This is a genomic window from Autumnicola patrickiae (assembly GCF_031846525.1).
Taxonomy (GTDB): Bacteria; Bacteroidota; Bacteroidia; order Flavobacteriales; family Flavobacteriaceae; genus Autumnicola; species Autumnicola patrickiae.
Genome location: NZ_JAVRHM010000013.1, coordinates 47097 through 69058, shown reverse-complemented (window position 1 = coordinate 69058; position 21962 = coordinate 47097). Strand labels below are relative to the sequence as shown.

Annotated in this window: 22 protein-coding genes; 16 read left to right on the top strand and 6 right to left on the bottom strand. The window is 37.7% G+C overall.

Annotated features, from left to right (window positions below):
- Positions 1-230 precede the first annotated feature (230 nt).
- From RM549_RS12060 to porX, 6 genes are all read right to left on the bottom strand, one after another.
- Positions 231-605 carry a hypothetical protein gene (locus tag RM549_RS12060; RefSeq protein WP_311685158.1) on the bottom strand — a complete coding sequence of 125 codons (375 nt, stop codon included), beginning with the start codon at positions 603-605 and terminating at the stop codon, positions 231-233.
- Positions 606-719: 114 nt separating this feature from the next.
- Entirely contained in the window at positions 720-1919 is a 1200-nt protein-coding gene (locus RM549_RS12055) for an alanine dehydrogenase (RefSeq protein ID WP_311685156.1), read from the bottom strand.
- Positions 1920-1981: 62 nt separating this feature from the next.
- Entirely contained in the window at positions 1982-2371 is a 390-nt protein-coding gene (locus RM549_RS12050) for a hypothetical protein (protein WP_311685154.1), read from the bottom strand.
- 163 nt (positions 2372-2534) lie between these two features.
- Positions 2535-2681 (bottom strand): hypothetical protein, encoded by a 147-nt coding sequence (locus tag RM549_RS12045; RefSeq protein ID WP_311685152.1) that lies wholly within the window; start codon positions 2679-2681, stop codon positions 2535-2537.
- A gap of 280 nt (positions 2682-2961) precedes the next feature.
- Positions 2962-3366, bottom strand: coding sequence for a tRNA (adenosine(37)-N6)-threonylcarbamoyltransferase complex ATPase subunit type 1 TsaE (tsaE, locus tag RM549_RS12040; protein WP_311685150.1), 405 nt, complete (start codon positions 3364-3366; stop codon positions 2962-2964).
- A gap of 134 nt (positions 3367-3500) precedes the next feature.
- Positions 3501-5051: a T9SS response regulator signal transducer PorX gene (gene porX / locus RM549_RS12035; RefSeq protein WP_311685148.1), complete on the bottom strand. Its 1551-nt coding sequence runs from the start codon at positions 5049-5051 to the stop codon at positions 3501-3503.
- Positions 5052-5166: 115 nt separating this feature from the next.
- Between porX and RM549_RS12030 the strand changes: the two genes are divergently transcribed.
- From RM549_RS12030 to hisD, 16 genes are all read left to right on the top strand, one after another.
- Positions 5167-6396, top strand: a complete 1230-nt coding sequence (locus RM549_RS12030; protein WP_311685146.1) for an HD domain-containing protein — start codon at positions 5167-5169, stop codon at positions 6394-6396.
- 24 nt (positions 6397-6420) lie between these two features.
- Positions 6421-7449 (top strand): UDP-3-O-(3-hydroxymyristoyl)glucosamine N-acyltransferase, encoded by a 1029-nt coding sequence (gene lpxD / locus RM549_RS12025; RefSeq protein WP_311685144.1) that lies wholly within the window; start codon positions 6421-6423, stop codon positions 7447-7449.
- Entirely contained in the window at positions 7442-8842 is a 1401-nt protein-coding gene (locus RM549_RS12020; protein WP_311685142.1) for a bifunctional UDP-3-O-[3-hydroxymyristoyl] N-acetylglucosamine deacetylase/3-hydroxyacyl-ACP dehydratase, read from the top strand. The genes lpxD and RM549_RS12020 overlap by 8 nt, the downstream gene beginning before the upstream one ends.
- A 4-nt stretch (positions 8843-8846) precedes the next feature.
- The gene (gene lpxA / locus RM549_RS12015; RefSeq protein WP_311685140.1) at positions 8847-9632 is read left to right on the top strand and encodes an acyl-ACP--UDP-N-acetylglucosamine O-acyltransferase; all 786 of its coding nucleotides are present in this window, start codon (positions 8847-8849) and stop codon (positions 9630-9632) included.
- Between the two features lie 11 nt (positions 9633-9643).
- Entirely contained in the window at positions 9644-10210 is a 567-nt protein-coding gene (gene efp / locus RM549_RS12010; protein ID WP_311685138.1) for an elongation factor P, read from the top strand.
- A 218-nt stretch (positions 10211-10428) separates the two neighbouring features.
- Positions 10429-11358 (top strand): UDP-3-O-(3-hydroxymyristoyl)glucosamine N-acyltransferase, encoded by a 930-nt coding sequence (locus tag RM549_RS12005; protein WP_311685136.1) that lies wholly within the window; start codon positions 10429-10431, stop codon positions 11356-11358.
- A 5-nt stretch (positions 11359-11363) separates the two neighbouring features.
- Positions 11364-11732, top strand: a complete 369-nt coding sequence (locus tag RM549_RS12000; RefSeq protein WP_311685134.1) for a nuclear transport factor 2 family protein — start codon at positions 11364-11366, stop codon at positions 11730-11732.
- A 139-nt stretch (positions 11733-11871) separates the two neighbouring features.
- Positions 11872-12243, top strand: a complete 372-nt coding sequence (locus RM549_RS11995) for a BlaI/MecI/CopY family transcriptional regulator (protein ID WP_311685132.1) — start codon at positions 11872-11874, stop codon at positions 12241-12243.
- A complete protein-coding gene (locus RM549_RS11990) occupies positions 12240-13736 on the top strand; it encodes a M56 family metallopeptidase (RefSeq protein ID WP_311685130.1) in 1497 nt (498 codons plus the stop codon). Before RM549_RS11995 ends, RM549_RS11990 begins: the two co-directional genes overlap by 4 nt.
- A gap of 214 nt (positions 13737-13950) precedes the next feature.
- Positions 13951-14826, top strand: a complete 876-nt coding sequence (sucD, locus tag RM549_RS11985; RefSeq protein WP_311685128.1) for a succinate--CoA ligase subunit alpha — start codon at positions 13951-13953, stop codon at positions 14824-14826.
- A gap of 126 nt (positions 14827-14952) precedes the next feature.
- Positions 14953-15699: a 3-oxoacyl-[acyl-carrier-protein] reductase gene (gene fabG, locus RM549_RS11980; RefSeq protein ID WP_311685126.1), complete on the top strand. Its 747-nt coding sequence runs from the start codon at positions 14953-14955 to the stop codon at positions 15697-15699.
- A gap of 119 nt (positions 15700-15818) precedes the next feature.
- Entirely contained in the window at positions 15819-17855 is a 2037-nt protein-coding gene (locus RM549_RS11975; protein ID WP_311685124.1) for a vWA domain-containing protein, read from the top strand.
- Between the two features lie 13 nt (positions 17856-17868).
- A complete protein-coding gene (fabG, locus tag RM549_RS11970) occupies positions 17869-18672 on the top strand; it encodes a 3-oxoacyl-ACP reductase FabG (protein WP_311685122.1) in 804 nt (267 codons plus the stop codon).
- Positions 18673-18701: 29 nt separating this feature from the next.
- A complete protein-coding gene (locus RM549_RS11965; RefSeq protein WP_311685120.1) occupies positions 18702-19517 on the top strand; it encodes a prohibitin family protein in 816 nt (271 codons plus the stop codon).
- 261 nt (positions 19518-19778) lie between these two features.
- Positions 19779-20642: an ATP phosphoribosyltransferase gene (gene hisG, locus RM549_RS11960; protein ID WP_311685118.1), complete on the top strand. Its 864-nt coding sequence runs from the start codon at positions 19779-19781 to the stop codon at positions 20640-20642.
- 20 nt (positions 20643-20662) lie between these two features.
- The gene (gene hisD, locus RM549_RS11955) at positions 20663-21949 is read left to right on the top strand and encodes a histidinol dehydrogenase (RefSeq protein ID WP_311685116.1); all 1287 of its coding nucleotides are present in this window, start codon (positions 20663-20665) and stop codon (positions 21947-21949) included.
- Positions 21950-21962: the final 13 nt, after the last annotated feature.

The window sequence follows — 21962 nt, the reverse complement described above, 5'->3', positions numbered from 1 at the left end:
GTTTGCCGATAATTGCCATTTTGAGACCGTCATCTTAATTCCGAAATAAGAACCTGGAAATAAGAGCATTTCGCTACAAGAAAAGAGAGAAAAAAGACCATAATCTCTTTTGAAGAATTCTATTAATTCCGAAACGTGAAACTTTTCGAAACTTTAGAGACAACAGACAATCCAACATCGCTCTACAGATCCATATTTGCCATTTTCAGGCTATCACCTTGATTTAAAATTTACTCAGTCTTCTCCACCGAAAGAACAGTCGCAACTTCCTCGCAGTTTTCGATATGTAGTTTCAGTTCTCCAGATTCAGTTTTTCCGATTAGTACATATATGTTGCACGGTTCAAGATCTGTCTTGCTTTCGCTAAAATCGACATCTCCTTTTTGTAAAATTTTTGAAACTACAGCAGTGTCGATGCTATGGTTAGCAAAAAAAGCCAGGGACTCTTCAGAGAAGTTTCTCTCCTTAATCCTGATGTTTTTCAAGACACGTGCAGTGGGTGAGTAATCACAGGAGGCTCTTTTTCCGCTCAGGAAGAAAATTAAGATGATAATTCCAAGAACCAGTCCGAAGCCGTAATAACCTAAACGATGAGCTAATTTCATTCAAAATTAAATATGCGCAAAAGTATTAAACTTCAGTGAGAAAATGAGGAAAAAGCTATCAGCATTAAGAATGTACTATTGAAGTGAATTAAAGAATTCAGCTATAGCTTCTTATCAAAAAATAAGAAGGTTAATGTCCCTGTAATTAAGATCAAACCAATCTGCTATGGATTTATTGGTTAAAATTCCGTGGTAAAAATAGAGTCCGCTTCGTAAGCCTTTATCAAAACGTAAGGTATTTTCGAGTCCGCCTTCTTCAGCAATATGAAGCAAGTATGGTGTAAAAATATTACTTATGGAGAGGGAAGAAGTACGTGCGTAACGAGAGGGAATATTAGGTACACAGTAGTGAATCACGTTGCGTTTTTCAAAAATGGGATTGTCGTGAGAAGTAACTTCGCTGGTTTCTACGCAACCACCCATATCAATACTTACATCTATAACCACAGCTCCGCGCTTCATTGTAGCTATCATATCTTCGGTAATTAGTACCGGAGACCGGTTTTTTCCACGCACAGCACCAATTAAAACATCGCAGCGTTTAAGGGCTTTGCTAAGGTTTTTTGGCTGAATAGTAGAGGTGTAAAAAGGACGTCCAAGGTTAGATTGTATACTCCTTAATTTGGTGAGCGAACTATCGAATACTTTTACACTGGCACCAAGTCCCAGGGCAGATCTTGTGGCAAATTCACCTACAGTTCCTGCGCCAAGTATAACCACCTCTATAGGAGGAACTCCGCTAATATTTCCAAACATGAGTCCGTTACCTCTTGCATGGTTACTCATTATTTCTGAAGCAATAAGAACAGAAGCCGTCCCTGCAATTTCACTAAGTGCCTTGACTATTGGATAACTTCCATCTTCATCCCGAATAAATTCAAATCCGAGTGCAGTGATCCGTTTGGAAGCAAGTTTCTGAAAATATTCCTTACACTGTGTCTTTAGCTGAAGCGCTGAGATTAGTGTGGTTTGCGGATTAATCATATCCAGCTCGTCCATAGAAGGCGGCTCCATTTTTAAAATGGTAGGACAGGAAAAAACTTTTTTTGTATCGCGGGTAACTTCAGCACCGGCATCGGAATAATCTTTATCACTAAATCGCGCCCATTTTCCTGCACCAGATTCTATAAGTACCCTATGCCCGTTAGAGGTAATGGCTGCGACAGCATCAGGACCCAAACAAACCCGCTTCTCCTGGTAAGAAGTTTCCCTGGGAATGCCTATAAAAAGATCTCCCTTGTTTTTGTGGATTTCGAGCATTTCTTCCTGCGGAATAAGTTGCTCTTTGGTAAAAGGCGAAACTTGCTGGGTCATACGTATAGTGTACTAAATATTAAGTACGACTAATTTAATAAAATTAATAAGAAGAAGCTTTACTAGAGTTTGCGGTAGTAATCTTCAAGAATGACTCCGTCCTCTTCGGATTCATCATTCTCTATTTCCTGCTGAAAAGATTTGATTTCTCTCCGGTCACGATCGGAAATATTAGAGAAAACTGAAATTTCGGTTTCTTCTAATTCACTAAGGCTATCCAATCCATATATCCTATCAAAAATTTTAACTCTTACCAAATAAACTACACACAGTATGGCAATAAAAAAAGGGGCTAAATAAATAAGACCATTTATATCCATAAAAATACTTGTGTCCATATAGGCATCTTCATAAAAAGCTACAACTAGTTGAAACGCGTACATTCCAGTTGGAATAAGAATAGCATGATACCACCAATGTTTACAGGTAAAGAACCAAATCAATAAAAGCATTAAAGGAGTAATTTTTCCTAGATATGTCCAGGCTGCAGTAGCGACATCCAGATAATATTTACTCTCATAGGTAAAAAAAGAAGTTTCCCAAACAGGACTGCTTGGGAAAATTTCATATAAATAAAATAAATATGGTGAAAATGCAATTAACAAAGCAATTACACTACCCAGCAGCAGGAATCCTGATGAGTCTTCTGTCGACCGCTTGTGTTTTGATGACTTCTTTATCATTGTTCTTTTCTGTAGTTGAAGTTACAAAAAAACTTGTTCCAAAAATAGCTGCTGCGAATAATACTGCTTTGATTTTCATATTTGTAGATTTTAAAGATTATGTTTTGTATTTGTTTCTGATACAAACCTATAAAAATCTTAACCCTCTACGAACAAATATATTAGTTGTACTTTTGCAGCCTTTTTGACAGCACAAAACTGCCCACCTTTGGAAAATTTTATTTTTCAAAAGTAAGTTAAACTTCTTGTATTTTTCGTTCAGTTGTAAAAAATTATTCTCTGAACTTAATACTATTTTTATTAAGTAACTTTTTTCTTACAGCTAATTTCCTTCAAAAACTCTTTATTTTTCAGTTTTTTTAACACAATGTTAACAACCTTAACTCTTCACTTTTTACTGAAATCTCCACTTTTTGAACATTTTCATCTAATAATCCCTCAATTTTTTGCGGCCATTCAATAAGTTTCCAGGCAGGGGAATCTAAATAATCTTCAATACCCATGTCAAGGGCTTCAGTTTCAGAATTAATTCTATAAAAATCAAAATGATAAATGGGGCCTTTTGGGGTAAGGTACTCGTTAACCAGGGAAAAGGTAGGGCTGGAGGCAGCCTCTTCGGCACCCAGGGCGGCAACGAAGGCTCGTATTAGTGTGGTTTTACCGGCACCCATCTCGCCGTAGAAAAGCAATGTTTTGCTTTTAGTATGATCCAGGATATGGTTTACAGCCATATCCAGCTTGTCCAGATCGTAGGTTAACGACATTTAATATTTAGATTTTAGGGATGATAAAGATATATAAAATTTTCAAATAATTTACATCATGCTGAATATCAGATTAATACAAAATGGTGTAAATGTTATTTGTCGGTAAAAACGTACTTTTTGTCGATATATTCCTACTTTGGAGATAAAACTATGTAAGGAATTACCATCTCTTCAAGTGAAACTCCGCCGTGTTGATACGTGTTTCTGTAGTAACTTACATAATGATTAAAGTTATTAGGATATGCGAAAAACAAATCGCCCTTTGCAAAAATAAATGAACTACTCATGTTTAATGTAGGAAGATGGATGCTCTTGGGATTTTCAGCAGCCAAAACTTCCTTTTGTTCGTAGGTAAGGCTTTTGCCAGTTTTGTACCTCAAGTTAAGACTAGTCTCTTTGTCTCCAATTACCTTAGAAGGGTGTTTCACGTTTATAGTACCGTGATCTGTTGTAATAATTAATTTAAAGCCCAGCTGCTGTGCCTGTTGGATGATTTCCAGAAGCGGGGAATTCTTAAACCAGCTGTGCGTTAAGGAGCGGTAGGATTTATCGTTAGAAGCCAGCTCCTTAATTACTTCCATCTCTGTTTTGGAATGGGATAGCATGTCCACAAAATTGTATACCACTACGGTAAGATCATTATTCTTTTGAGATTTGAAATTATCTACTAATTTTTTTCCGGCCTTTAGACTGCTTATTTTATGGTAGCCAAAAGAGTAGTCCAACCCCAGTCTTTTCATTTGTTCCCGAAGAAAATCCTCTTCATACATATTTTTCCCTCCTTCATCGGTATCATTTTTCCAGTACTTTGGAAAAAGCTTTTCCATTTCACTGGGCATAAGTCCCGAGAAAATGGCATTACGGGCATATTGTGTTGCTGTAGGCAGGATACTGAAGTAAGGTGCTTCTTTCTCTTTTTTATAGAAAGTGTTTACCACAGGTTCAAAAGCTTTCCACTGGTCGTACCTAAGGTTGTCTACAACTACCATTAATGTTGGTTGTTCCTTACTTAACTCGGGAACAACTTTTCTTTTAAACAGGGTGTGTGACATAACTGGTGCTTCCGCATTTCTGTCGAACCAGGAAGCATAATTTTTTTCTATAAATTTGCAGAACTGGGTATTGGCTTCTTGTTTTTGAGACTCCAGGATCTCAAACATACTGTTATCTTCAATTGTTTCCAGCTGAAGTTCCCAATAAATAAGCCGCTGATAAAGTTCTGCCCATTCTTCATAGGAGTTTACCTGCGCCATATCCATTGCAATCTTTCTAAATTCCTGCTGATAGTTAGAGGTCGTTTTTTCAGAAATTAATCGGGAATGGTCCAGGTTTTTCTTGATACTTAAAAGGATCTGGTTGGGATTTACCGGTTTTATAAGATAATCTGCAATCTTGGAACCTATAGCTTCCTCCATAATATACTCTTCCTCACTCTTAGTAATCATTACAATAGGAAGATTTTCGCGCTTTTCCTTAATTTCAGAAAGGGTTTCCAGTCCGGTAAGACCCGGCATATTTTCATCCAGAAATACGATATCAAAACTTTCTTCTTCAATTTGTTCCAAAGCTTCGGTACCACTTTTACAGGTGGTAACATTATAATTACGGGATTCGAGAAATATGATATGTGGTTTCAGCAAATCAATTTCATCATCTACCCAAAGTATTTTTATTTTATTCATGATTTAAAATTTATAAGCCTTCAGTTTATTTCAACTTGTATAAATGGCTTTTTGTTTGAACAGAGGCTCATTATGAGCTTCAATATGTATATTTGTTTTAATCAAAATCTATAACTTGGCTTCACAAAACAAACTCAAATTATTAAACGATCCAATTTACGGATTTATTACTGTTCCCAGTCAGCAGATCTTCAACATTATTGAACATCCCTACTTCCAAAGGCTGCGTAGAATTTCCCAGATGGGGCTTTCTTATCTTGTTTATCCGGGAGCCAATCATACGCGGTTTCATCATGCTTTGGGATGCCTTCATTTAATGCAAAAGGCGGTGCATATCCTTAAATATAAAGGAGTTGAAATCTCTTCGGAAGAGGAGGAGGCCCTTTATATAGCCATTCTATTACACGATATTGGTCATGGTCCTTTTTCTCATGCGATGGAGCATAGTATAGTAGAAGGGGTGGATCACGAGTGTATTTCCCTGCTTTTTATGGAGGAGCTTAATAAAAATTTTAACCAGGATTTAACGCTCGCCATAGAGATGTTTAAAGGGAGTTACCATCGCAGATTTATGAATCATCTCATTTCAAGCCAGATGGATATGGACCGGCTGGACTATTTAAAAAGAGACAGTTTTTATACCGGTGCTGCGGAAGGAAATATTAACAGCGAGCGTCTTATTACTATGCTGAATGTGGTAAATGACGAATTGGTTGTAGAGGAAAAAGGAATTTATTCCGTAGAAAAATTTTTGGTTGCCCGTAGATTAATGTATTGGCAGGTGTATTTGCATAAAACAGGTGTTGTGGCAGAGCAATTACTAATTCGGGTTTTAAGAAGGGCGAAAGAATTAATAGATGAAGGGACAGAAATTAAATCCAGTACCGCTTTAAGTTATTTCCTGCACAACAAAGTACAAAAGCAAGATTTTAATGCTGAAGTGCTCCGCGTTTTTTCCCGCCTGGATGATTATGATGTAGTGAGTGCTATGAAGGAGTGGGTTTATTGTGATGATTTTGTATTAAGTAATTTATGCCGCATGATTATAAACCGGGACCTGCTGAAGGTGAAAATTAAAAATAAAAGACCCGACGAAAAGAAGATGCAAAAGCACAGGGAGAAGCTTCAGGAGAAATATAATATTTCAGAAAAGGAAGCCGGGTATTTTGTTTTTAGCGGAGAAATTACCAACCTGGCTTACAAAAAAGAAAATAATACTATTAATATTCTGCATAAAAACGGTAAGATAAGCGATGTAATTAAAGTTTCTGACCAGCTTAACCTAAAAGCACTGTCAAAAACAGTAGTGAAATATTATATCTGTTATCCTAAGTCCAAACATTGAAGCATTTTTTTTACTTTTGCCAGAATGAAGTTTACAGCAGCACAAATAGCAGAAATTCTGGAAGGCGAAGTCGTTGGGAATCCCGAGGCTGAAGTTTCAGAATTGGCAAAAATAGAAGAAGGCTCTGAGGGTTCGCTTACTTTTCTAAGCAATCCCAAATATACCTCCTACTTATATAAGACAAATGCTTCCATTACCATCGTAAATAAGAACTTTGAAGTAGAGGAGCCAGTGCATACCACTCTGGTTAAAGTTAAAGATGCTTACAAAGCATTTTCTACTCTTTTGGAGTATTACAACAAGATTAAATTAAATAAAAGCGGAATTGAACAACCGAGTTTTGTTGCTGAGAATGTGCAGTATGGTGAAGAGCTTTACCTGGGAGCGTTCTCTTACATTGGCGAAAATGTAAAAATTGGTGACCACGTCAAGATTTATCCGAATGTTTATATTGGAGATAATGTGAAAATTGGGCACAATGTTACGTTGTTTCCTGGCGTAAAAGTTTATTCGGAAACCATTATTGGAAATGATGTTGTTATTCATGGAGGAGCAATAATTGGAGCCGATGGTTTTGGTTTTAGTCCAGATGAAGGTGGGGTGTATTCCAAAGTACCTCAAATAGGGAATGTGGTTATTGAAGATAACGTAGATGTTGGCGCTGCAACTACTATAGACCGGGCAACTTTGGGATCTACTATTTTAAGAAAGGGAGTTAAGCTGGACAACCAGATCCAAATCGCCCATAATGTCGAAATTGGTCAAAATACGGCTATTGCCGCCCAGACAGGGGTTGCAGGTTCCACGAAAATTGGAAAAAATTGTCTCATTGGCGGGCAAGTAGGAATTTCTGGACATCTTACTATTGGAAACCGGGTAAAAATTCAGGCGCAAACCGGCGTTGGAAGAAACATTAAAGATGACGAAATGTTGCAGGGTTCTCCTGCTTTAAGTTATAGTAACTACAACAAATCTTACATACACTTTAAAAATTTATCTCAAACTGTAGATAAACTTAACCAACTGGAAAAAAAATTGAACAATAATGGCTGAAAAAGTGTCAAAACAAAAGACCATTGATAATGAGGTTTCGTTAAAAGGCGTCGGACTTCATACCGGGCAGGAGGTAACGCTAATTTTTAAGCCTGCCCCTGAAAATACGGGCTTTGTTTTTAAGAGGATTGATGTTGAAGGGAGTCCTGTGATTGAAGCAGACGTCAATTATGTGGTGAATACCAAAAGAGGTACAAACCTTGAGAAAAACGGAGTAAGCATCCAGACTTCAGAACATGTTCTTGCAGCCTGTATTGGATTGGATCTCGATAATTTAATTATTGAACTTAATGCTTCAGAACCCCCAATTATGGATGGTTCTTCAAAATATTTTGTAGAGGCTCTTGAGAAGGCGGGTATTGTAGAGCAGGAGGAAAAGAGGGATGAGTATGTGGTAAACGAAGTAATTTGTTATCAGGATGAAAATACCGGAAGTGAAATTATTGTTATGCCTGCCGATGAGTACCAGGTAACAACAATGGTGGATTTCGGAACAAAAGTTTTGGGTACTCAAAATGCCTCTATTTCCAGCTTATCTGAGTTTAAGGAGGAAATATCCAATGCACGAACTTTTAGTTTCCTGCATGAGCTGGAAACTTTGCTGCAGAACGGATTGATTAAAGGTGGCGATTTAAATAATGCCATTGTTTATGTAGACAAGGAGATTGGAGAAGACACGCTTCAGAAATTAAGGGAAGTTTTCAGAAGAGACAAAATTGCTGTAAAACCTAACGGAATTTTAGACAATCTTACACTGCATTACCCAAACGAAGCGGCAAGACATAAACTATTGGATGTAATGGGAGATTTGGCATTAGTTGGTACAAGAATTCGGGGGAAAGTAATTGCCAATAAACCTGGACATTTTGTGAATACCCAGTTTGCCAAAAAACTGGCGAAAAAGATCAAGGAAGAAAGGAGAAATAAAGTTCCTAAAATTGATCCAGATCAGAAGCCGCTTATGGATATTACTGATATTATGGATACTTTACCGCACCGGCCTCCGTTCTTGTTAGTAGATAAAATTTACGAACTTACAGAGACTTCTGTAGTTGGTATGAAAAACGTAACCATGAATGAGCCGTTTTTTGTAGGCCATTTTCCGGGAAAACCGGTTATGCCGGGTGTTCTTCAGGTGGAGGCGATGGCACAAACGGGAGGAATCCTGGCATTAAAATCTGTGCCTGATCCAGAGAATTATCTTACTTATTTTATGAAGATTGATAATGTACGTTTTAAGCAACAGGTCGTTCCGGGTGACACTCTAATCTTTAAGCTCGAACTTTTGGCACCTATCCGTCGCGGAATTTGTCAAATGCAGGGCTACGCTTATGTAAATGGTAAAATTGCCACAGAAGCTATTTTAATGGCGCAAATTGTAAAAACAAAATAAAATTATGAACCAACCTTTAGCATACGTTCATCCGGGAGCTAAAATTGCCAAAAATGTGGTCATAGAACCTTTTACAACTATTCATAATAACGTTGTAATTGGTGAGGGAACCTGGATTGGTTCGAATGTAACTATAATGGAAGGTGCCCGTATCGGGAAGAACTGCAATATCTTTCCGGGAGCTGTAATTTCGGCTATTCCACAGGATAAAAAGTTTAATGATGAAGATACGATTACAGAAATTGGGGATCATACTACAATAAGGGAATGCGTAACCATAAATCGTGGTACTTCCGATAGGATGAAAACCGTAATTGGTAAAAATTGCTGGATCATGGCTTATTGCCATATTGCACACGATTGTATTGTGGGCGATAATTGCATTTTTTCGAATAACAGTACTCTTGCAGGTCACATTAATGTTGGGGAATTCGTAATCCTTGCGGGAATGACGGCAATTCAGCAGTTTTGTAGTATTGGTAATCACGCTTTTGTTACCGGCGGATCGCTGGTGAGAAAAGATGTGCCACCTTTTGTAAAAGCCGGAAGAGAACCCTTATCTTTCGTCGGAATTAATTCTATCGGATTAAGAAGAAGAGGTTTTACAACTGAAAAAATCCGTGAAGTTCAGGATATTTACCGTATACTTTATCAGAAGAATTATAATAATACCCAGGCAGTCGCTATTATCGAAGCAGAAATGCAGGCCAGCGCAGAACGGGATGAAATATTGGAATTTATTAAAAACTCACAACGAGGTATCATGAAAGGATACTTCAGTTCAAACTAATTACAAAAATAATGGCAAGTACTAGTGATATCAGAAAGGGATTGTGTATTCGATACAATCATGATATTTTCAAAATAACAGAATTTCTGCATGTAAAACCGGGTAAAGGCCCAGCTTTTGTTCGTACAAAATTAAAGAGTGTTACTACTGGCAAAGTAATAGACAATACGTTTTCTGCAGGTCATAAAATTGATGATGTACGGGTAGAAACCCATAAATTCCAGTTTTTATATCAGGAAGGCGAATTTTACCATTTTATGAATGTGGAAGATTATACGCAAATCCGTCTTACAGAAAGCGCGTTGGATATGCCAAATCTTCTGAAGGAAGGTGAGGTCGTTACAGTGCTTATCAATACTGAAGATAATGCGCCACTTTCAGTAGAAATGCCGGCGAGTGTAGTTTTAGAAGTCACACATACAGAACCGGGCTTAAAAGGGAATACTGCTACAAACGCCACTAAACCGGCAACTGTAGAGACCGGAGCTGAGGTTAATGTTCCTTTATTTATTAATGAAGGAGACAAGATTAAGATAGAAACTGAAAAAGGAACCTATAAGGAACGAATGAAGGAGTAGGTTTTTCTCGAGTGAAGAATTTAAGGTTTTGAATTTTTCATTTTGAATTAACCCAATGCTGTCTTTAACTCTTCAGGTTAGTAAATCATATTCTTTGAAAAGTGAAGAAGGACGTGAAGTTTCTTCATAATATCCACAGGAAAAATTTAAATTTTAGAATTCAAAATTAAAAATAATTGTAGTCTAAAGTCTATCGTCCATTGTCTAAAGACCAGGAAATGAAATTTCAGCAAATACATACGCTTAAGCAAATCGCCACAATTCTCTCCTGTAAATTTGTGGGAGATGAGGATTTTCCGGTAGAGGGGATGAATGAGATTCATGTAGTGACACCGGGTGATATTGTTTTTGTAGATCATCCAAAGTATTACGACAAAGCATTAGATTCTGCAGCTACCATTGTTCTTATAAATAAAGAAGTAGATTGTCCTGAAGGGAAAGCATTACTAATTTCAGATGACCCCTTTAGAGATTTTAATAAACTTACCGATTATTTCCGGCCTTTTCAGAAGTCGGAGAAAAATATATCTCCTTCAGCTAAAATAGGTAAAGGAACGGTTATTCAGCCAAATGTTTTTATAGGAAACAATGTAGTAATTGGCGATAATTGCCTTATTCATGCTAACGTGAGTATTTATGATAATGCGGTTATTGGGAATAATGTGACTATTCATTCCGGTACTGTATTGGGAGGTGATGCGTTCTACTATAAAAATCGTCCTGAAGGTTTTGATAAATTAAAATCAGGCGGCAGGGTAATTATTAAAGACAATGTGGATATTGGTGCAAACTGCACAATAGATAAAGGAGTTACCGGGGATACTACTATTGGGGAAGGCACGAAACTGGATAATTTAATTCAGATTGGGCATGATACGGTAATTGGAAAAAAATGTCTTATCGCGTCGCAGGTCGGAATTGCCGGCGCTGTGATTATCGAAGATGAAGTTACCGTTTGGGGGCAGGTAGGTATGCGCAGCGGAATTACAGTGAAAAAGGGTGGCGTATTAATGGGAAAAGCCGGAATTACAAAATCTACCCAGGAAGGGAAAACCTACACCGGAAATCCAGCCATGGAAGCCAGAGCGAAATTAAAAGAGTTGGCGCTTTTGCGACAATTACCTAACTTGATCGCAAAATTAAAATAGCAGCTATGAGTGTACAGGAAAAGGAAATTATTGAAAAATTCTATGAATGTTTCTATACAGATCCTGATGTGATTAAGCAATATCTACATCCTGATGCTGAATTGACCTGGAATAGCAGTACCGGTTTACGATTAATGGATTTTGATGATATTTCTGCTCTTGCTTCAGAAATGTCCGATTCTTACGATTCTTTACGAATGGAGGTTAAAGATATACTCAAGGAGGAAAACCAGGTTGTTATTAACTTCACTTACCACGTAAATACTATAGAAAATCCCGATGAAGAAATTCCGATGGCGCATTTCATGGCTATTTGGAAAATTAAAGACAATAAACTATATAAAGGGCATCAGTTTAGTCAGTTGGCAGATTAATGTCCGTTTTAAAAACAGATAAAATCCTTGTTGAGTTTTTCAGCAGGGATTTTTTTTGATTAAAAAAGTATTATTCTATGTTTGTAGAATTAAATATTTATTCTACATTTGTAGAGGTAATTCTAATTCCGTAGAACAAATGCAGCTTTCCAATTCAGAAGAACAACTAATGGAAATCCTTTGGAAGAAGGGAAAAGCTTTTATGAAAGATTTGGTTGCGGCTTATCCTGAACCAAAACCTGCAACTACTACGATCGCTACTTTGCTGAAACGTATGCGGGATAAGAATTTTGTAGATTATGTGCAGTACGGGCGCTCCCGGGAATATTTTCCGCTGGTGAAGAAGAAAGATTATTTTTCTAAACAGGTAAACGGGATGATCAGGAATTTTTTCAATGATTCTGCATCACAGTTCGCTTCTTTTTTTACAAAAGAAACAAATCTTAGCCAGGATGAACTGGAAGATTTAAGGCAGCTTATAGATGAACAAATTAAAAAGAAGAAAACATGAGTATTTATCTTCTAAAATCAGCTCTTTGTCTTCTGGTGCTGTTCATTTTCTATAAAATGGCGCTGGAAAATGAAAAAATGCACCAATTTAAGCGTTTTTACCTTCTGGGAGTATTTTTATTGTCGCTTTTGATCCCTTTAATCACCTTTTCCTATGAAACTGAAGCCATAAAAGTTCCGGTGCAAAGTCAGGAAACCATTGAGTTTAGAGAGAGTGCCGAAAATGGCAATTTTCGACCATCTGCTGAAGCTATGGCAGGCGTTCTTTCTTATACATTATGGACACTTTACGGAATTGGATTTGCAATTTTTGGATTTCGGTTTCTTCGGAATTTGCTTCAGATAAAAAATAAAATCAGGAATAACAAAAAGATAGCTTCAGCAAAATGCACTACTGTTTTACTCCGCACGAAAACCGCTCCGCATTCTTTTTTGAAATACATTTTTCTGAATAAAAAGGACTTTGAAGAAGAACGTATCGCTCCTCAAATTCTTGCTCATGAACAGGCGCATGTAATGCAGAAACATTCCTGGGATATTTTGTTTGTAGAAATTTTGCAGGTAGTCTTCTGGTTTAATCCGTTGTTGTTTTTTCTGAAAAAGTCAATACAGATCAACCACGAATTTCTGGCAGACGAAAAGGTGATTTCAGAAAACAATCAGGTATTAGATTATTCAAAACTTTTACTCAATTATTCGGCAGGTATTCATCATACCAGCATGTCGAGTGCATTTAATCATTTATTAATCAAAAAACGAATTCTTATGATTACAAAACCATTTTCATGGAAAAAACTGGTAGCAAAACTTAGTCTTTTGCTGCCGGTAATTGCAACTTGCCTTTTACTCTTTAATAACAAAATTGTGGCAAAACCGGCTTCGGTAGAATTTCCAAGTTCAGAGCTTCAGCAGGATTATTTATTTTATATTGAAGTTGAGGGAGAAAAAATAAAATTAAATGGCGAAGAAGTGAAGCTTCAGGGTTTTGCCAAAAAACTAGATGAAATTACCGATAAATATAATGAGGAGGAAATCAAGAATGGGAATATCAGGCTGCGTTTAATGAATATTCCTGATGAATTTGAAGAAAAGCTAAATAAAGAATATAAAAAAACCACGTACTTTAAATTGAATCCAAGTGAGGACGGATTATTTCCCCCGGCACCGCCAGCCCCACAAGCACCTCCAAGTCTGGATGAACTGCCAGAGCCGCCCGCTCCTCCTGTCCCGCCTGCTCTTGTTAAACAATCTAAGGTAGAACTGAGTAGGACAGAGGCCTTGGAAAAGCGCATGGCCATTTTGCAGGAAAAGGAGAAGCGAATGGAGCAACGTCAGGAGGAATTGGAAAAGCAGCAGGAGATGCTTAAGCGATTGCAGAAAAGCGAGGAGTTGCAGGCTATTACAGAAGAGCGAAAGGAAGAATTGGAGCAGAGACGACAGGAAATGGAAAAGCGTGCAGAAAAACTCAGAGATTCTGCAATAATTCTTCGTTAGGACACAATTCACGCGAATTTAGAATACTCAAGTTTAAACGTGAAATAGTAAAGCCGAAAAGACTTTTTTCGGCTTTACTATTGATTTCAATTTCAGAATAAATTATTATTACCCCCTCATTCTGCTCAAACTTCCCTTAATAAACTTTCTAAAAGGCTTTAAACTTTATCTTTAAACACTTACTTTTGTTATTCCAAAAAATCAATACATATTTATGAGCGTTTTAGTAAATAAAGATTCAAAGATAATCGTGCAGGGATTTACCGGAAGTGAAGGTACTTTCCATGCAGAGCAAATGATAGAATACGGAACTAATGTTGTAGGTGGTGTAACTCCCGGTAAAGGAGGTAGCAAGCACCTGGATAGACCTGTTTTTAATACAGTTTCTGAAGCTGTTGAAAAAGTAGGGGCAGATGTTTCAATTATTTTTGTGCCACCGGCTTTTGCTGCAGATGCCATTATGGAAGCAGCAGATGCGGGAATTAAAGTAATTATTACAATTACTGAAGGAATCCCGGTTGCCGATATGGTGAAAGCTTCAGAATATATAAAACATAAAGACTGCCGTTTGATTGGCCCTAACTGTCCTGGGGTAATCACTCCGGGAGAAGCAAAAGTAGGTATCATGCCTGGTTTCGTTTTCAAAAAAGGAAAAGTAGGGATCGTTTCAAAATCTGGAACGCTAACTTATGAGGCAGCAGATCAGGTTGTAAAACAAGGTCTTGGAATCACTACAGCTATTGGAATTGGTGGGGATCCAATTATTGGAACTACCACAAAAGAAGCTGTGGAATTACTGATGAACGACGACGAGACAGAGTGTATTGTGATGATTGGTGAAATTGGTGGCCAACTGGAAGCCGATGCCGCCCAATGGGTTAAAGCAAATGGAAACAGAAAACCTGTTGTTGGCTTTATTGCGGGAGAAACTGCACCTGCAGGAAGAACAATGGGCCACGCCGGAGCTATTGTTGGAGGTAGCGAAGATACTGCACAAGCTAAAAAAGCTATTCTAAAGGAGAACGGAATTCATGTTGTGGATTCTCCTGCTGAAATTGGTAAAAAAGTTGCCGAAGTTTTAAAAGGATAAACATTTTTATAAACTATTAAATCCTCCTGGAATCACCGAAACTGGTAAATTTCAGGAGGATTTTTCATTTCTTACCTTTTTGGTTTTGCTATATTTGAGCTACAATACAATCTAAGCAATCAACTTATGAAATTATTAGAAGGAAAAAATGCAATAATTACAGGTGGAAGCCGCGGAATAGGTAAAGGGATAGCAAAAGTTTTTGCAGAACACGGTGCCAACGTTGCTTTTACTTATGCCTCTTCAGCACAAGCCGCCGAAGAGCTGGAAAAGGAATTATCAGGATTAGGAATAAAAGCAAAGGGATATAAATCTAACGCAGCCAGTTTTGAAGAAGCACAGGAGCTTATAAAAAAGGTTGCTGAAGATTTTGGTGCCATAGACGTGCTTGTAAATAACGCCGGAATTACCAAGGATAACCTGCTTATGCGCATGAGCGAGGAAGATTTTGACCAGGTGATAGAAGTTAACCTGAAGTCGGTATTTAATATGACCAAAGCCATCCAGCGTACAATGCTCAAGCAGAGAAGCGGGAGCATCATTAATATGAGTTCTGTTGTGGGAGTTAAAGGAAATGCCGGACAGGCAAATTACGCAGCTTCCAAAGCGGGAATTATCGGTTTCTCCAAATCTATGGCCCTGGAACTTGGTTCCAGAAATATCCGGACTAACGTAATCGCACCAGGGTTTATTGAAACCGAAATGACCGAAAAACTGGATGAAAAAACAGTCGAAGGCTGGAGAGATTCTATTCCGTTAAAAAGAGGTGGTACGCCTGAAGATATTGCCAACGCTTGTGTTTTTCTTGGTAGTGACCTCAGTACTTATGTCACTGGTCAGGTTCTGCATGTAAACGGTGGGATGCTAACATAGGAAGTTGGAAATTAGAAGTGGGAAGTACAAAATGAGAAAAAGTACAAAGATTCAGATCTCATTCTTTTAACTTCGTTCGTACCTCGTCCTTCTACCTTCTAATCTATATTTTACCTCCAATGGAATTAAGCACTATTTTATTTATAGCCCTGGCTGCAGTTTTTGCGCTGGGGTTTGCTTTTTTTCAATATCTCTTTAGAAGTAAAAGAAGAACAAGGAATGTATATATTTTCTTTACTCTTCGTTTTTTATCAGTCTTTGTGTTGCTGATTTTGCTTATTAATCCTGAAATATCATCGACCACTTACGAACTTAAAAAGTCAAACCTTGTTTTGGCAGTAGATGACTCAGAGTCGATCGCACATCTTAAACAGGAGGATACGGTGCAGATTGTCATTCAACGAATAAAGCAGAATGAGGATATTCAGGAGCGTTTTAATGTGCAGCAAGTCAGTTTTGGAGAAAAGCTTTCTTCAGGCAGCGATCTAGAATTTAATGAGCCACAAACAGATATTTCCGTAGCTTTAAATCAGGTTAATAAATTATACCGAAGGGAAAACACGGCGGTAATTTTAATTTCAGATGGAAACCAAAATATAGGTCGTGACTATCAATATTTCAAAGCTCATGACAATATTAATCTTTTTCCTGTGGTTGTTGGCGACACTACGCAGTATGCAGATTTGCAATTATCGAACTTAAATGTAAATCGTTATGCTTTCCTGAATAATCGGTTTCCTGTAGAGGCTATCATTAACTACACTGGTGAAGAGAATATTTCTGCAAATTTCGTTATCCGCTCCGGAGAGAACGTGATTTATTCAGAAGAAGTAAAATTGAATGAGGATCAAAATTCTGCAATTATCGGCACTACATTACCTGCTTCGCAACTTGGAGTGCTGACTTATGAGGCGGAAATTATTCCGTTGGATAATGAAAAGAATAGGATCAATAATGTTGAAAAATTTGCTGTAGAAATTATAGATGAGCGAACTAATGTTCTGATTCTTTCAGCTATTGCGCATCCGGATCTTGGTGCTCTTAAAAAGGCAATTGAATCTAATGAACAGCGGGAAGCCACAATTCAATATATAGATTCTGAAAATTTAGAACTAAAAGACTTTCAGTTAATTATATTGTATCAGCCAAATAATACCTTTAATTCGGTAATTGAAGAAATTCAGCAGGAGAATATTAATTATTTTCTGGTTACCGGCACTAAAACCGACTGGAATTTTGTTAACGGAATCCAGGAGCAGTTTAAGAAAGATGCCTCTTTTCAGGAGCAGGATATTTTTCCGTTAGTGAATAACAACTTTAATAAGTTTCAATTTGAAGATATTGGTTTTGACAATTTTCCGCCGTTGCAGGATCAATTTGGAGGTATTGAGGTGCTGGATAATTCATTCAGTACTCTTCTTTATCAGCAAATAGAAGGAATAGAAACAGAGCAGCCCTTATTGGCAATTTCAGATGAAAATTCTTCAAAACAAGGTGTGTTATTTGGTGAAAATATTTGGAAATGGCGTTCACAGTCATACCTCAAAAATGGCAATTTTCGGCAATTTGATGACTTTTTTGGTAAGATTATTCAGAATTTATCGTCAAAAAAGAGTAGAGATCGCTTAACCGTGGACTATGAATCATTTTATTATGGAAATACCGGAGTAATTATTTCGGCTCAGTATTTTGATGAAAATTATCAGTTCGATCCACGCGCTAAAATTACAATTCAGCTAACCCATAAGGAAAGTGAAGAAACGATTGAAGCTCCACTACTGCTTCGGAACAATCAATACGAAGTTGATTTGGGAAATCTGGAAGAAGGAGAATATAATTTTAAAGTGCAACCTGAAAATTCAACAATATCAGAAAACGGCAGCTTTACAATTATAGATTTTAATGTAGAACAGCAATTCATTTCGGCAGATTTTGAAAAGCTTCAGTTATTGGCAGGAAATAATGATTCCGGGGTTTATTTTTCAGATACCACAGAGATTTTAATATCTGATCTTTTACAAGACAAACGTTATCTTCCTGTGCAGAAAAGCCGTGAAAAAACAGTACCTTTGATAGACTGGTATTTTCTACTGTTTCTGCTGGTTTTACTGCTCACAGCGGAATGGTTTTACAGAAAGTACAACGGATTAATATAAATTCATCTTCACTATGGAAAAAAGCTTAAAAGATCAGGTTGCATTGGTAACTGGAGCCAGCTCCGGACTTGGAAAAAGTATTGCTATTTATCTTGCAAGAGCAGGAGCGAAAGTTGCCGTGAATTATCACAGTGATGAAGAAGGGGCTCAAGATACTGTGAATATTATTAAAAAAGAAGGCGGCCAAGCTTTTGCGCACCAGGCAGATGTTGGTGATGAAGAGGAAGTGGAGGAGATGTTTCAAAAAGTCTTCGACACCTATGATAATTTTGATATTCTTATAAGCAATGCCGGTATCCAGAAGGATGCTCCACTGGATGAAATGACTTTAGAAGATTGGGAGCTTGTTATTAAAACCAATTTAACGGGTGCTTTTCTTTGCTCCAGAGCTGCAGTAAGATATTTTCTTAAACACGGGGTGGTAGATGGCATTAGCAAATCTGCCGGAAAAGTCATTTTCATGAGTTCTGTTCACCAGGAAATTCCGTGGGCTGGCCATATTAATTATGCCGCAGCTAAAGGCGGACTAACAGAGTTTATGCGTACGCTGTCCCAGGAGGTTGCCAATAAACAAATACGTGTAAACAGCGTTGCCCCAGGAGCTATTAAAACCTCAATTAATGAAGATGTCTGGAAGGATGAAGAGCAGGTGAAAGAACTTTTGAAACTTATCCCTTACAATCGCTTGGGAGAACCTGAAGATGTTTCTGAAGTAGTGCTTTGGTTAGCTTCAGATAAATCTGAATATGTTAATGGTACCACCATTTTTGTGGATGGCGGTATGTCACTTTATCCCGGTTTCATCGGGAATGGTTAAACACAAAAACAAATAAATTAAAACAAAGAATGGAAAGATTACCCAAAATTGCAATTCCGGCGTTTATTGTTGCCGTATTTTTAATAATTATTATAGCTAAATCTGCAGTTACCGTAGATTCGGGCCAGGCCGGAGTTTTATATAAAACCTTTGGTGGCGGTGTTGTTACCGATGAGCCTCCAATGAGTGAAGGTTTCCATATTGTGGCTCCGTGGAATAAAGTTTTTATTTATGAAGTGCGCCAGCAGTCTTTAGATGAGAATATGCAGGTTTTGTCATCCAATGGTTTGGAGATAAAATTAGATGCATCAGTATGGTTTCAGCCGGAGTATAGTGCTCTTGGAAAACTTCACCAGGAAAAAGGAGAGGCATATATTCAGCGTTTATTACAACCGGCAGTACGGTCTGCAGCTCGTGCTGTAGTTGGACGATACAATCCCGAGCAGCTTTATGCCAGCAAGAGGGAAGCAATTCAGAAAGAAATTTTTGAAGAAACCAATATTCTACTTGCAGAGCAGTATGTTCAGGTAAATGAAGTTCTGGTAAGGGATGTTTCCTTGCCGCCAACAATTAAAGATGCAATTGAGCGGAAGTTGAGGCAGGAACAGGAGTCCCTGGAATACGAATTCCGCTTAACTAAAGCAGAGCAGGAAGCAGAACGGCAGCGAATTGATGCTGAAGGTAAAGCCCGTGCAAACAGGATCCTTAGTGAATCTTTGACCGATAAGGTTCTACAGGAAAAGGGTATTCAGGCTACGGTTGAACTGGCTAAATCTGGTAATGCAAAAACAGTAATTATTGGTTCAGGAGAAAACGGATTGCCGCTAATACTTGGGAATAATTAAAAAACAATTGATAAAAATTGAAAAGCTGTTTTGCTTTTTAAAAATTATAGTTAGATTTGTGACAGTTATGAAAGCAAAGCAATTACATCATCATCATGTTTACTTCTACGCTTAGGCGAGGTAAGTTTGGTATGCTGTAATTTTCACCATATTTCAAAACCCGTTTGAGCCAATCAGACGGGTTTTTTATTTTCAATATTATTGAATAATGTTATTTAGGATTATAAAGGAATACTGAAACAGAAAAAGGAAAAAAGAACAATGAGTACAGAAAAACTTAGGATAGCAATACAAAAGTCGGGACGGCTTAACGAAGATTCCTTAAAAATTTTAAAAGATGCGGGAGTTTCCATAGACAATGGAAAGGAGCAGTTAAAAGCTTCAGCACGTAATTTTCCTTTGGAGGTGATGTACCTGCGAAACGGCGATATTCCACAATATCTTCGAGATGGGGTGGTGGATGCAGCCATTATCGGAGAAAATGTATTAATTGAAAAAGGTAAGGATATTGTCCGTGGTGAAAAGCTCGGATTTTCGAAGTGCCGTGTTTCCCTTGCGGTACCAAAATCAATGAAGTACAAAGGGATTCAGGATCTTGATGGTAAAAAAATTGCTACTTCCTATCCTAACACTGTTAATGAGTTTTTAAAAGAAAAGGGAATAACTGCAGACCTTCATATTATCAATGGCTCTGTGGAAATTGCTCCGAATATCGGACTTGCTGATGGAATTTGCGATATTGTTTCCAGCGGAAGTACACTTTTTAAGAATAATCTCAAGGAAGTGGAAGTAATGCTGAAGAGCGAAGCAGTGTTAGCTATTTCTCCGGAAATTTCTGAAGAAAGAAAAGCTATTCTGGAAAAGCTTCAATTTAGAATTAAGTCGGTGCTAAATGCGCGTACTTCCAAATATATTCTTCTAAACGCTCCCAACGAGAATTTGGGTAACATTATAAAATTGTTACCGGGCATGAGAAGCCCTACAGTTCTTCCTTTGGCTGAAGAAGGTTGGAGTTCGATCCATACTGTAATAAATGAAGAGCGGTTCTGGGAAGTTATAGATGAGCTTAAGAACAATGGGGCAGAAGGTATACTGGTTGCGCCTATTGAGAAAATGGTGCTTTAATTTTTTTGAAAGAGGAAACCATGAATAAAATATATAATCCTGGGGCTTCAGAATGGCTGGAACTTTTAAAAAGGCCCACCAGTACTGTTAATGATATTGAAGAAACAGTAAATAAAGTCTTTGCAGAAGTTATTGAGGATGGCGATGCGGCTATAGAGAAATACACCGAAATTTTTGATGGTTTTAAACCTGAAAATGTACGGGTTACTTCTATGGAAATTGATGATGCGCGTAACAGGATTTCGCAGGAATTGAGAGATGCTATCCACCTGGCATATGCCAATGTTGAAAAATTTCATGCTGCTCAAAAAACAGAAAAAGTTGTTGTAGAAACTGCTGAAGGTGTGCAGTGCTGGCAGGAAAAACGGCCAATTCAAAAGGTGGGCTTGTACATTCCCGGTGGGACGGCTCCCTTATTTTCGACAATCCTGATGCTGGCAATTCCGGCAGCAATAGCAGGTTGTAAGGAGATCGTACTTTGCACTCCGCCAAATAAAGAAGGCAACATACATCCCGCAATTCTATACACAGCACATTTATGCGGAGTGACAAAAATTTTTAAAGTAGGTGGGATTCAGGCCATTGCGGCAATGACTTTTGGAACTCAGACTATTCCGAAGGTTTACAAAATCTTTGGCCCCGGAAATCAGTTTGTAACTGTGGCAAAACAGTTGGCTACAAAACATAATGTAGCCATTGATATGCCTGCCGGACCTTCAGAATTGTTGGTGGTGGCAGATGAATCTGCAAATGCTGCTTTTGTAGCTTCAGATTTGTTAAGCCAGGCAGAACATGGAATTGATAGCCAGGTGATCCTAATTTCTACTTCAGAAAAGTTTATGGACGAAGTTGAAAAGGAAATTGAAGAACAGATAAAAGTGTTGCCAAGGAAAGAAATTGCGGAAAAAGCTATAGAAAATTCGAAGCTAATCTTTATAGAAGATAAAGAAGTTGCACTGGAAATCATTAATGAATACGGTCCTGAACATTTTATCGTCTGCACAGAAAATGATAATTATTTTGTCGAAAATGTGCAAAATGCGGGCTCTGTCTTTATCGGGAATTATACACCTGAAAGTGCAGGGGATTATGCATCGGGCACCAACCATACACTGCCAACAAATGGATATGCAAAACAATACAGCGGAGTAAACCTGGATAGTTTTATGAAGAATATGACTTTTCAAAAAATAAGTCAGGAAGGAATTAGAAATATTGGACCTGCAATTGAATTAATGGCAGAAGCCGAAGGTTTGCAGGCTCATAAGAATGCTGTGAGTTTGAGATTAATAGACTTGAATAAATAAAATGTCACCCTGA